This window comes from Spiroplasma endosymbiont of Melieria omissa, from assembly GCF_964031175.1.
GTDB lineage: Bacteria > Bacillota_I > Bacilli_A > Mycoplasmatales > VBWQ01 > Spiroplasma_E > Spiroplasma_E ixodetis_A.
In genome coordinates this window covers 37729-50322 of sequence record NZ_OZ035012.1, presented here as the reverse complement: position 1 = coordinate 50322, position 12594 = coordinate 37729, and the positions used below count along the sequence as shown (strand labels likewise).

Annotated in this window: 16 protein-coding genes; 4 read left to right on the top strand and 12 right to left on the bottom strand. The window is 22.7% G+C overall.

The window, feature by feature from the left end:
* Positions 1-62: 62 nt before the first annotated feature.
* The 4 genes from ACQH26_RS00280 to cysS all read right to left on the bottom strand — a co-directional run bounded on the left by ACQH26_RS00280 (position 63) and on the right by cysS (position 3812).
* The gene (locus ACQH26_RS00280; RefSeq protein WP_425382507.1) at positions 63-410 is read right to left on the bottom strand and encodes a hypothetical protein; all 348 of its coding nucleotides are present in this window, start codon (positions 408-410) and stop codon (positions 63-65) included.
* Between the two features lie 2 nt (positions 411-412).
* Complete coding sequence (locus ACQH26_RS00275) at positions 413-664, bottom strand: hypothetical protein (protein WP_425382506.1); 252 nt, start codon at positions 662-664, stop codon at positions 413-415.
* Positions 665-1727: 1063 nt separating this feature from the next.
* Positions 1728-2468: a 23S rRNA (guanosine(2251)-2'-O)-methyltransferase RlmB gene (gene rlmB, locus ACQH26_RS00270; RefSeq protein WP_425382505.1), complete on the bottom strand. Its 741-nt coding sequence runs from the start codon at positions 2466-2468 to the stop codon at positions 1728-1730.
* Positions 2469-2480: 12 nt separating this feature from the next.
* Positions 2481-3812 (bottom strand): cysteine--tRNA ligase, encoded by a 1332-nt coding sequence (cysS, locus tag ACQH26_RS00265; protein WP_425382504.1) that lies wholly within the window; start codon positions 3810-3812, stop codon positions 2481-2483.
* A gap of 363 nt (positions 3813-4175) precedes the next feature.
* On the opposite strand from cysS, the gene ACQH26_RS00260 reads away from it, so the two are divergent.
* Together ACQH26_RS00260 and ACQH26_RS00255 are read left to right on the top strand one after the other, a co-directional pair.
* Positions 4176-4535: a helix-turn-helix domain-containing protein gene (locus tag ACQH26_RS00260; protein ID WP_425381863.1), complete on the top strand. Its 360-nt coding sequence runs from the start codon at positions 4176-4178 to the stop codon at positions 4533-4535.
* Positions 4536-4575: 40 nt separating this feature from the next.
* The gene (locus tag ACQH26_RS00255) at positions 4576-5064 is read left to right on the top strand and encodes an IS630 family transposase (protein WP_425381862.1); all 489 of its coding nucleotides are present in this window, start codon (positions 4576-4578) and stop codon (positions 5062-5064) included.
* A gap of 25 nt (positions 5065-5089) precedes the next feature.
* On the opposite strand, the gene ACQH26_RS00250 is transcribed toward ACQH26_RS00255, so the two are convergent.
* Complete coding sequence (locus tag ACQH26_RS00250) at positions 5090-5701, bottom strand: hypothetical protein (RefSeq protein WP_425382503.1); 612 nt, start codon at positions 5699-5701, stop codon at positions 5090-5092.
* Between the two features lie 305 nt (positions 5702-6006).
* Between ACQH26_RS00250 and ACQH26_RS00245 the strand changes: the two genes are divergently transcribed.
* Positions 6007-6366, top strand: a complete 360-nt coding sequence (locus ACQH26_RS00245) for a helix-turn-helix domain-containing protein (protein ID WP_425381863.1) — start codon at positions 6007-6009, stop codon at positions 6364-6366.
* A 40-nt stretch (positions 6367-6406) separates the two neighbouring features.
* Positions 6407-6895, top strand: a complete 489-nt coding sequence (locus ACQH26_RS00240; RefSeq protein ID WP_425381862.1) for an IS630 family transposase — start codon at positions 6407-6409, stop codon at positions 6893-6895.
* A 200-nt stretch (positions 6896-7095) separates the two neighbouring features.
* Here ACQH26_RS00240 and ACQH26_RS00235 read toward each other — a convergent pair whose 3' ends face one another.
* The 7 genes from ACQH26_RS00235 to ACQH26_RS00205 form a co-directional block, all read right to left on the bottom strand.
* Entirely contained in the window at positions 7096-7806 is a 711-nt protein-coding gene (locus ACQH26_RS00235; protein ID WP_425382502.1) for a hypothetical protein, read from the bottom strand.
* The gene (locus tag ACQH26_RS00230) at positions 7807-8931 is read right to left on the bottom strand and encodes a bifunctional folylpolyglutamate synthase/dihydrofolate synthase (RefSeq protein ID WP_425382501.1); all 1125 of its coding nucleotides are present in this window, start codon (positions 8929-8931) and stop codon (positions 7807-7809) included.
* 18 nt (positions 8932-8949) lie between these two features.
* The gene (locus ACQH26_RS00225; protein WP_425382500.1) at positions 8950-9765 is read right to left on the bottom strand and encodes a hypothetical protein; all 816 of its coding nucleotides are present in this window, start codon (positions 9763-9765) and stop codon (positions 8950-8952) included.
* Between the two features lie 242 nt (positions 9766-10007).
* Positions 10008-10679, bottom strand: a complete 672-nt coding sequence (locus ACQH26_RS00220) for a uracil-DNA glycosylase (protein WP_425382499.1) — start codon at positions 10677-10679, stop codon at positions 10008-10010.
* Positions 10680-10691: 12 nt separating this feature from the next.
* The gene (locus ACQH26_RS00215) at positions 10692-11165 is read right to left on the bottom strand and encodes a 23S rRNA (pseudouridine(1915)-N(3))-methyltransferase RlmH (protein WP_252320439.1); all 474 of its coding nucleotides are present in this window, start codon (positions 11163-11165) and stop codon (positions 10692-10694) included.
* Positions 11165-11977, bottom strand: a complete 813-nt coding sequence (locus ACQH26_RS00210) for a hypothetical protein (RefSeq protein WP_425382498.1) — start codon at positions 11975-11977, stop codon at positions 11165-11167. Before ACQH26_RS00210 ends, ACQH26_RS00215 begins: the two co-directional genes overlap by 1 nt.
* Positions 11978-12073: 96 nt before the next feature.
* On the bottom strand, positions 12074-12562 hold the full coding sequence (locus ACQH26_RS00205) for an IS630 family transposase (RefSeq protein WP_425381862.1): 489 nt from the start codon (positions 12560-12562) through the stop codon (positions 12074-12076).
* Positions 12563-12594 lie beyond the last annotated feature (32 nt).

The following is a 12594-nucleotide window of genomic DNA, read 5'->3' as shown; positions in this document are numbered from 1 at the left end:
ATATGACGAAAATGTTTTTTATTTAAATAATTTATTTTATCTTTTATTTAAAGAAAATTAAATTATATCCACATTTGAAATACGTCCAATCAACTATTATGCTGTTCATAAAATGTTAATGGTTCAAGTTTTATATCATTAAGATAATATTTTTTTGGAGCAATTGGTTTATTAACAGTTATTTTTTGGTCTTTAATATATGGTTCTAATAATTTTATTAATTCATTACCACTTAATTCTCTTTTAATATTTTCTAAATTAAAAACTCAATATGTATAACTGTTATCAACAATAAAAGAATTATTTTTAATCATTCATTTTGGAAGCAATAATTTATATTCAACATAATCAATAAGAATAGATTGTAGTTTATCTTTTACAATTTGTTCTTTTTTAAATTCTATTTGCATAATTAATCACTTCTACATCAATCACAAACATATCCAAATGGTTTTGTATAATCCAAATGTTCATCAATATCATAATCATCTTCAAATTTTCTAATATCATGTTGTTCTGCTTCTAATTCTGTTTTAAAGCGATAAAGCATTTGGATTTTGTCATCTTCATATAATTCATTACATTCAACACATCTTTTTCTTCTTTTTTTAATTTTTTTATCAATCTTTCTTAGTGCTTCATAATCAAGAATTTCTATTGTCATAATAATCCTTTCCTAATATGTTCTGTTGCTTTTAGCATAAAGAACATATATTTTGTTTTTTAGATTATTAATACTACTATTATTAGTTTTATTCATTCCATCAATTCTGGGCTCAAAAATAAATTGTGAAATTTTAAAAAACATTGAGGCATTCGATTCAATATTTATTTAATTTGTGTTAAACAAATTAATATTTTAATTGAACCGGCACCGCTCAATTTTTTTTACAAGTTTTAAATTTATTTTCTCGCCCAAAAATTTTTTCAAAAAAAATAAAAAATAAAACCAACACTTGCTCACTGGAGAGTGGCAAGGTTGGTTAAATAAAGAATAGAATTAATATAATAGGTCCCTACAACAGGTCTATATATACTAGTTTCCAATTCGCTCCCACCCCAAGAATTACCATTAAATGGTTAGTATATTTTATTAGGTATCACTCCACTTATTATTTATTCATGCAAGTCCACATGCTAGCCACTATTTTGAACAACTGTGTTATGGTTCACTTTTTTAATTCCTTAACACGTGTTGATAATAGTATTAAAGAGGGTTATTAAAAATTTTAAAATTTTATAATTACAAAAAAAAGACAAGATTATTTCTTGCCTTTTTCCTTAATAACTTTGAGAATAATTTTTATTTTTTTTAAATGTATATTTTTTTAAATACGTCGAATATAAATTTAAATTTAAGGGTAAAAAAGAGAGTAATTTTGTCTAATTTTTCATTATTTTTCAAATAATTCATTTTTGGAAATAAGTTACTAATATGATAATTAATTATTTCGTAAATTTGACAACCGTCCAAAACAAATGTATTAATAATAAAATAAATAAGATAAATTCTGACTATACAAATATTAAAAACAATTGTAAAGAATTAGAAAACCATTTAATTGATCAAATAAATATATGCAAAAATTTAAAAGAAAAAAAATGAAAATTTTCAGAACCAAATCTAATAAATAAAGAAAAAACATTTACACCTAAAATATAAAAGTATCTTTTTAAAAAAATAATATTTTATTTTTTCATAAATTTAAATATTATCAAAAAATATATTACGATAATTTTAACGTTTCAACGTAAATATAGTTTGCAATAATACCACAAGCAACGCTAGCATTAAATGATTCTATTTTTGGACTTATTGGTATTTGAACAATATAATCGGTATGTTTTAATAACTTTGGACTTATCCCTTCACCTTCATTACCAATAATTAATGCTAAGTTGCTACTACAATCAATAGTAAAATAATCAATTGCTTTTGCTGTTTTAGCAGCAGCCAAAATTCAAAATTTATATTTTTCTTGTAAATTATTAATTGCGGAAGTTAAATTATTAACTTGACAAACCGGAATAATACTTAGAGCACCGGCTGCAGCCTTTGCAACTGCACCATTTATTTCAGATTGATTACGATTTAAAACAATTACACCATCAAAGTCATTACCCGCTGCAATTCTTAACATTGAACCAAAATTATGTGGATCAGAAATACGATCTAAAATTAAAATTCTTAAAAATTTAGATGTTGAACCAATATTAATTAATTCATCAAAAGAAAAATATTGATAGTCTTTAACATTAGCAGCAATATTTTGATGTTTAGTAGTACCTAATAAATTATTCATTGCTTGTAAACTAATAATTTCATAAGGAATATTTACACTTTTTAAATCTTTTTTCAATTCTTGGTACTTATCTTGAACTAAAAAAACTTTTTTAATTTTTATTAATGATGATGTTGATAATGCAGCAATAATAGGGTGATAACCATAAATATATTGTAATGCCATAATTTTGCTCCTTTAAATAATATTCAAATCTTTTAATTCTTGACGAATTTTATCAGCTTCTTGGTATTGTTTTTCCTTTTTTAGTTGTTCTCATATTTTAATTTTATTTTTAATTTTTTCAGAATAATTACCAACTTTAAAATCAAATCCTAATATTTTTAAAGCAAAGGTAAAAGTATAAAAAATTTCTTGAAATTCTTCATTAAAATTTTTTTTAATAAGTGCTTCATTTAATTTTTTAATCATATTTTCAATTAAAGTAATAGTATTAGTTGTATCAATATTATTTGATAAATTTTTAATAATTTGTTGATAATAAATTGAATGATGATTATTATTACATATTATATTGTTAATAAATATTTGATATATTCATTGTTTTAAAACATTTTCATATTTTTTTGTTGACACTAATCCATTTTCAATTGTTTCCTTATTAAAATCAATTGGTTGTTGATGATCACGATTTAATATTAAATATCGCAATACATTCGGATGATATTGCTGACAAAATTCTTTAACCAAAATAAAATTATTTAAAGATTTTGACATTTTTTCATTAGCAATATTAACATGACCATTATGTCATCAAATATTTGACATTTTTTTATTATTAGCTGCAACAAATTGAGCTCGTTCATTTTCATGATGAGGAAATTTTAAATCAAGACCACCACCATGTAAATCAATAGTTTGACCATTAAATAAATTCTCAACAAAACAAGCACACTCAGTATGTCAACCAGGTCTTCCTTTTCCTCACGGACTATTTCAACTAATACCTATTGTTGTTGATTTTCACAAAGCAAAATCTAGATTATTTTCTTTAGTAACTAAATTTTTAATTCTAAAATTTGGAATTAAATCTTCAATATTTTTATGTGCCAAACTTCCATAATCTTTTAACTTATTAACTTTAAAATAAACATCACCAGCAGTAACATATGCATAATCTTTAATAATTAATTTATTAATAAATTCAATAATCTTTGAAATATATTCACTTACTTTTGGTAATTTTGTAGGAAAAATAATATTTAATTTTTCTAAGTCTTCATAATATGCTAACGTATATTTTTCAGTAACTTGCTGTTCTGTTATTTTTAAATCCGCAGCTTTCTTAATAATTTTATCATCAATATCAGTAATATTATGAACATAATTTATTTTATAATTTTGATGAATTAACAAACGATGTAAAACATCAAAAACAAGTACACCACGAATATTGCCAACATGAATATAGTTATAAACAGTAGGACCACATAAATACATATTAACTTGCTTTTTATTAGGGGCAAGCAGTTGCAATCTTTGTGAAAAACTATCATAAATTTTAATCATTTAATTAACCCTTCTTAATAAAGTTTAGTTTTCATATACTCTATTATACTGTAAAGAATATCAATCTGTAACAAAATAATTTTTTAAATTTAAAACTCTCTTTAACAAAGAGAATCATTAATAATTAAAAAAGTATTAATTATTTGAAATTTCATAATTTTTGATAGATATCATTTTTATGTTTTTATTTTTTTCAGTTATATATAAATTTCCTTTATTAGCAGAAGTTATTGTTCCTATATATAGCTAACTAAAGTAATATTTACTCATAAATAATGTAAAATAATAATATGTAATTTAAACAGTTTTTGAATTTAAAAGTACAATTCAGCAATAATTAAAATAGATTAGGAAGATTAAATTATGCCAAAACCATACAGTGAAGACTTACGAAGAAAAGTAATAGAAGCTTATGAAAGTAAAAATATGAAAATTAAAGAAATTTGTAAAGTGTTCAATATCACTAGAAAGACTTTATTTTTATGAAGAAAAAGAAAAAAAGAAACTGGGCATATAAAACCAATTTTGAATTATCAAAAAGGACATAGCCACAAAATAAAGGATTTAGATGAATTAAAAAATTATTTAGCAGAAAATAAAGATGTTACAGTTCAAAAAGTAATTGATAAATTTGGAAATATGACTAAAGAAACAGTTTATAACTATTTTAAAAAACTAAATTATACATATAAAAAAAACTTTTCTATATGAACAAAGAGATAAAAATAAACAAGAAGATTTTTTAAAAGAAATAGCTAAAATAATGAATGAAGATTTAGTATATATTGATGAATCTGGAATTGATGATAATGAATTTTATAAATATGGTTGATCTGAAAAAGGTAAAAGATTATTTGATAATAAACCCGCATATAAAATAAAGAGAATGAGTATAATTGGTTCACTAAATAAAGGTAAATTAAAAGCCTTATGAGCATTTGAAGGACATTGCAATAGTAAAATTTTTGAATCATATGTTAAAAATAAACTAATTCCAGTATTAAAGCGTGGACAAATTATAGTTTTAGATAATGCAACGTTTCATAAATCTAAATTAACACAACAATTAATTGAAAATGCTGGATGCAAACTATTATTTCTTCCGCCATATTCTCCTAATTTAAATCCAATTGAACATTTTTGATTTGCTATAAAACATAATATAAGAAAAATATTACCAAATTATTGACCAAATATTAAAAAAGCGATTGATTTTGTTTTTCAAGATATGAGTAAACATTACTTTAGTTAGCTATAAATAGTATCATTAATATTTGTTAAACTTCAAACTTCACCATTAGTATTTTTTCAAGTAGAAATTTGCCATCACTATTACTTTTATATAAATTTCCTTTACCAAAAATTGATGTTCCCACATAAAGCACACCATTAATATTTACTACAGCATGAACTTCACCATTAGTATCTTTTCAACCAGATACTTTTTTAAAATTAGTAATATTACATTTTAAAGTAACTTCATTTTTATAGTTACCTTTACCATTAATAATAATTTCTGTAGTACTAATAATTTGTTTAATATAAAAGTCATCTTCAGTTAGAACAATTGCTTTATTATTTTTGTCTTTAATAATTTTAAAAATTTCAGATTTATTTGGTTTATCTAATTGACCAATATAAATAATACCTAATTCCTTTTCGGTAATAACCATATTTAAATCAGTTCTTGTATCTGTAATTTCTATATTTACATTTATAGTTTTTTCACCAGTAAAGTTTTGTGAGTTTTCTTTAGCACTTACTTTAGTATTTAATATCCCTTCTACAATATCACTTTCTTGTAAAGAGCTACCATCATATTTAGTAATATCAACATAACTTATTTCTAAATTGCTAAATCCTGATTGTAGCTTTAATTGAGAAATCAATACTATTTTAAAATCATTAACTTTATCAATAGAACCAATTTTTATACTAACATTAGCTGTTGTAAACTATTTAAATCAGTTTTTCTAACCGGTGCAATCCTTTCTCCACCACAAGTGACGACACTTATACTTGTTACTCCAATTAAAGTTACTATTGCTAGGCTACTTAGTAATTTCTTCATATATAGCTAACTAAAGTAATATTTACTCATAAATAATGTAAAATAATAATATGTAATTTAAACAGTTTTTGAATTTAAAAGTACAATTCAGCAATAATTAAAATAGATTAGGAAGATTAAATTATGCCAAAACCATACAGTGAAGACTTACGAAGAAAAGTAATAGAAGCTTATGAAAGTAAAAATATGAAAATTAAAGAAATTTGTAAAGTGTTCAATATCACTAGAAAGACTTTATTTTTATGAAGAAAAAGAAAAAAAGAAACTGGGCATATAAAACCAATTTTGAATTATCAAAAAGGACATAGCCACAAAATAAAGGATTTAGATGAATTAAAAAATTATTTAGCAGAAAATAAAGATGTTACAGTTCAAAAAGTAATTGATAAATTTGGAAATATGACTAAAGAAACAGTTTATAACTATTTTAAAAAACTAAATTATACATATAAAAAAAACTTTTCTATATGAACAAAGAGATAAAAATAAACAAGAAGATTTTTTAAAAGAAATAGCTAAAATAATGAATGAAGATTTAGTATATATTGATGAATCTGGAATTGATGATAATGAATTTTATAAATATGGTTGATCTGAAAAAGGTAAAAGATTATTTGATAATAAACCCGCATATAAAATAAAGAGAATGAGTATAATTGGTTCACTAAATAAAGGTAAATTAAAAGCCTTATGAGCATTTGAAGGACATTGCAATAGTAAAATTTTTGAATCATATGTTAAAAATAAACTAATTCCAGTATTAAAGCGTGGACAAATTATAGTTTTAGATAATGCAACGTTTCATAAATCTAAATTAACACAACAATTAATTGAAAATGCTGGATGCAAACTATTATTTCTTCCGCCATATTCTCCTAATTTAAATCCAATTGAACATTTTTGATTTGCTATAAAACATAATATAAGAAAAATATTACCAAATTATTGACCAAATATTAAAAAAGCGATTGATTTTGTTTTTCAAGATATGAGTAAACATTACTTTAGTTAGCTATATCTTTACCACCTAATCTTTAATATTTTAATATAATCATTTTACATGATCTATATCAATAAAAATAAACATGCTATTAAAATTAAAATAGTAATATTAAAAAATTACTATTAATTTAATATATTCTCAATAAAAAGATAAATTTAAAAATGTTACAAAAAATATCAGAAATTTTAATTAAATAATTATTTTTTGGTTTATTCTTCAGGTACTCTATTATATTGTAAAGATTGCGGATCTGTAGCAAAATAATATTTTTTAAATTGATTTTCTAAATTTAAAGTTTTCTTTAATGCAGAATAACAAGTAACAATTAAAAAAACATTAACCGTTAAATCAATAGGATATTTTATAACTCTTAATGGAAAATACATTAATCATAAAGGTGGTAATTCAGGAAATAATATTTTTAATGCAATAGGATCAGTACCAGTAATAATTAATGAAGTAATAGCATAAGCAATTGGCAAATATCAATAAAATGTCTTTTTACTATAATAAATTTTACTAAAATTTAATACTAAATAGTAAGGTAATATACATCATAAAATACTAGTAAAAGTAAAAAATAAACATGGTGATGCACCACCAGTACTAAATAATAAACCTAAAAAATCACTGGCAATACCACTAAGAAAACCTAATATTCCACCACAAAAGAAACCTATTAAAACTAATATAAAATTACCCAATTTAATTTCAAAATATTTAGAAAATGGTAAACTTTTTAACATTAAAGCACCTGTTGTATTTAAAGAAACAGCTAATGCTAACATTATTCCACTTAAGCAAATAAATTTTATTTGCTTTATCTTTTTTTTATTATCTTTATAATCAAAAACTGTGATTAATAAAAAAGTAATTAAAATTAACACTCCACCAATTATATTCAATAACAATACATTCATTTAATTACCACCCTTTTTTATCATAATTATTTTCTTTGTTCTTAAATAATTATAAACATCTGCTAAAAAATAACAAGAACCCGTAATTAAAATTATTTTATGAGGGCTACATTTAATCATTTTTTGATTATCAAAAAATTCACCAGTAATACTATTTAAATTACTATTACTACAAATAATAATATTATCTGAGACTTTTTTTAAACAACTAATTAATTTTTGTGGATATTTATTTTTTAAACAAGAAAATATAATTTGTTGAGGAATAATTTTATTAATTTTTAGCGTTTTAATTAATGCTTTAATACCATCAATATTATGAGCAGCATCAAAATAAATAGTTTTATCATTAATTTGATATTTCTCAAATCGCAATCTAATATTAGTATCATTAATGATTTTTAAAGCTTGTTTAATATTAATTTCTAAAAATGTTTTTGAAATTACTGTTAAAACTAATTTTTTATTTTCTTGATAGTATGATTGATTGATTAATCTTGGAGAATATATAGGTTTATAACCTTCCATATCGATTTGCTTTTTTAATTTATTATTTAAATTACCTGAAATAAAAAGATTTTTTGTCGTTGGTTTTACTATTCCCAATTTTTGATGTAATATTTCAGATGTAGTTTTACCAAGTCTATCTTGATGATCTTTACCAATTGAAGTGATAATAGCATATGTTGCATCAATGATATTTGTAGGATCAATTTTTCCACCAATCCCAACTTCAATTATTGCTCATTGTACATTTTGTTCTTGAAAATAAATTAATGCAATTAAAGTTAAAATAGCAAAAAAACCTAATTGATAATATTCAATATCATCAGAAATCAAGTCTCTAATACGAACTAAATCTTGATTACTAATCATTCTATCATTAACAATAATTCGTTCATTAACAAACTCAATATGGGGAGAAGTAAACAAACCAATTTTTTGTTTTAAGGTTTGTGATAATATAGCAAAAATTAAACGCGATACTGAACCTTTACCGTTTGTTCCAGTTACATGAATATACTTAATATTATTGTTTAAATACTTTGGAGTAATAATTTTTAATTTTTTTAAACAATCTTTATTTGAATATTTAGATATTTTTTTAAAAAATTCTTCATTCATATTTTTAAAATCCTTTATTTAATAATTATTATTATCAATATTAATTAAAGGATTAACAGTTCTTCAAGTCACATAAATTATAATTGAATTAATTATAATTTTAAGAGGCGCTTGCACAATTCTCATAATTGCTGTTACTCCATAATCCTTGGCATTAGGATCAAATAAAGTCATATCAGCATAGGAGGCTATAAGCACTGTTGTTACATACTCGGCTACTACCGCTAATAAAATAATTGGTAAAATTTCTTTAATTCTATAAATTTCTTTTTTCAATAAATAATAAAATAAAACACTATAAATACTTAATAGGCCAATAATGCCACCACCACCCATAATACTAGCCAGAACATATTTATTAAAAATAATTCCTGACATAGAATATGATGATTGCTTACCTGAAATAACAATATACATGCCACCACCAGCAAAGAAAATAATAAAAAAATTAATTAAAGCAAAAATAACTCATGGATAATCTTTTAATTTTACTTTAAATATTCCAGCAATTCCTGCCAAAAAACCAGTAAAAATAATACAAAACATATAATAAATGCTAATATATGAAGGAACAAATAACATTACTAAAATATCTGTTACTGCAGCACAAATAATACCTATAATTGGACCAAACATATAACCGGTTATTTTAATCATTAAACCCTCAAAAGCAATTCTAATTGGTGGTAATACTGTAATGGGTATCGTAATAGAAACAATAATAGTTGCCACAACTGATACCGAAGATAACATTGTTATATAAGCAATATTTTTAGTAGTAAAACGAACACCTTTATATTTATCTTTACGAAATCATTTTCAAAAACTATTCATTAAAATATATGCTAACATTATGCTACTTAAAGTAATAATTAAATAAATAGCTGTAGATCTACTAAATAAATTTAAGGTATTTAAATCATATCGTTGAGAAAATATGTGATTAAATATTAAATTATTGGGCATTTAAATAACCACCATTCCCGAAATATTCTTTAAAACTATATTAATTTTAACAAATATATCATAACATTGTTTGCTTAAATACATATAATAAAATTAGTATTTTTTTATTTTTATCACTTAATGGGAGTTTTATTTTTTGAAATCAATCAATTATTAGTTTTGCTAAATGGTCTTGAATTAAAAAAACCATTATAAGCACTTAAAGGTGAAGGATGTGCACTCTCAATAATAAAATGTTTTTCTGTGTCAATTAACATTTTTTTATTTCTTGCATTTTTACCTCATAAAATAAAAACAAGATTAGTACAGTTTAAATTTAAAAATGATAAAACATGATCAGTAAAAGTTACTCATTGATATTGTAAATGACTATTAGGTTGACTTTGTCTGACAGTTAAAGTTGTATTTAAAAGCAAAACTCCCTGTTTAGCTCAAGTTGTTAAATTACCATCATTATCTTTTTCAACATTTAAATCATTTTTTAGTTCTTGAAAAATGTTTTTTAAACTTGGTGGTAATGGAGTATTTGTTTTAACACTAAATGCTAAGCCATGAGCTTGATTTGGCTGATGATAAGGATCTTGACCTAATATTATTACTTTAACCTTTGATAAAGGAGTTATTTTAAAAGCTTGAAATATTTCTTCTCATTGAGGATAACAAAGATAAGTCTGATATTCTTTTTTAATATCTTCTAATAATTTAGTAAAATATGCTTGTTTATATTCTTGTTGAAAAAAGTCTAATCATGAGGAATCAACAAATAAAGTTTTATTATACATTTCTTTCACCTACTACTTATGATAACTTTGATTATTAAGTATTTGTAATGAACGATATATTTGCTCTAATAAAACAACATAACATAATTGATGAGGTAATGTTATTTTACCAAAGGAAATTTTAATTAAATTAATATTGTCTTTTAATATTTGTGCTACACCATTACTACCACCAATAATAAAACCAATTTTACCTTGTTGATAAATTTGATTTTTATTAATCATCTGTGATAATTGTTCGCTACTTATTAATTGTCCTGATAAATCTAATAAAAATCATTGATAATCATTATTCTTTGATATGTATTCAGTGATTTTATTAGTTTCAATTTTAATATTATTAGGAATTGAATTTAATTTAGACTCGATAATATTTTTTGTTTCAATATTAGTTCGTTTTTTAATTCGTTCTAAATAATCTTTGGCAGCTGATTTTCAATATGTTTGTGACAACTGGCCAATACAAACAATTTTAATATTTATCATTATAATTCTGAAAAAGCCATGTTATTTATTCTTTCATGAACCACTTCATCTGGGTTACGAAAATCAACATCACCCAAAACTTTATCAATAGTATTTGGATTAATAACAACTATTTCTTTTTTATTTTTATCAACTCATAAACTAAAAATTACATCAATTTGAATATTAAAATCAATTTTAAAAGTCTTGTTCATTTTTGAATCTTTCATTATAAAGAATAAATGAATTCAACCTTTTTTAATAATGGTTTTATTTTTATCATCTTTAAAGTCAGTAATTTTTGGTGAAACAATACTAGTTTTAGCAACTTTTGAAGGATTTTCTGCTTCTGTTGCTGTTTCATATGTAACATATCAATAACCATAATATTGCTGTTTAGATATATCATTATCAGTTAAACCAAAAACTAAAAGACTTCCATTTGCATCTTTACAACTAAATGGTTCATTCATTACTTTATCTGGATCATTATTAACATTATAATTAATACTCTCATAATTACCTGATTTATATTGATCACTATTATAAAAATCCCTAGCAGCATCTGTAATTTCTAATGCATTATGATCAATTCTAATTTTGTCTGCTGCTAGTTGCATAAATGCAGTAAGTGGTTTATATAAAAGTTTAGTATCATATTGATAGTATTTATTATAAACATAATCAACTAACGGATCACCATCTTTGTTTGATGGCTCGTTTTTAAAATTTGTTTCAATGTTTGAACCATCTCCAGTACCACAAGCCACAATAGTACTCACAGAAGAAGAAAGTAAACTAAGTGTTGAAAATAAAGTGATTAATTTACGCATTTGATTGTTATTCTCCTTAAACTAAATAATAATTAAATATTCACTAAGAATTGTAACTTATTTTTTTATAAAAAGCAAAAGGAAATTCATATATAGCTAACTAAAGTAATGTTTACTCATATCTTGAAAAACAAAATCAATAGCTTTTTTAATATTTGGTCAATAATTTGGTAATATTTTTCTTATATTATGTTTTATAGCAAATCAAAAATGTTCAATTGGATTTAAATTAGGAGAATATGGCGGAAGAAATAATAGTTTGCATCCAGCATTTTCAATTAATTGTTGTGTTAATTTAGATTTATGAAACGTTGCATTATCTAAAACTATAATTTGTCCACGCTTTAATACTGGAATTAGTTTATTTTTAACATATGATTCAAAAATTTTACTATTGCAATGTCCTTCAAATGCTCATAAGGCTTTTAATTTACCTTTATTTAGTGAACCAATTATACTCATTCTCTTTATTTTATATGCGGGTTTATTATCAAATAATCTTTTACCTTTTTCAGATCAACCATATTTATAAAATTCATTATCATCAATTCCAGATTCATCAATATATACTAAATCTTCATTCATTATTTTAGCTATTTCTTTTAAAAAATCTTCTT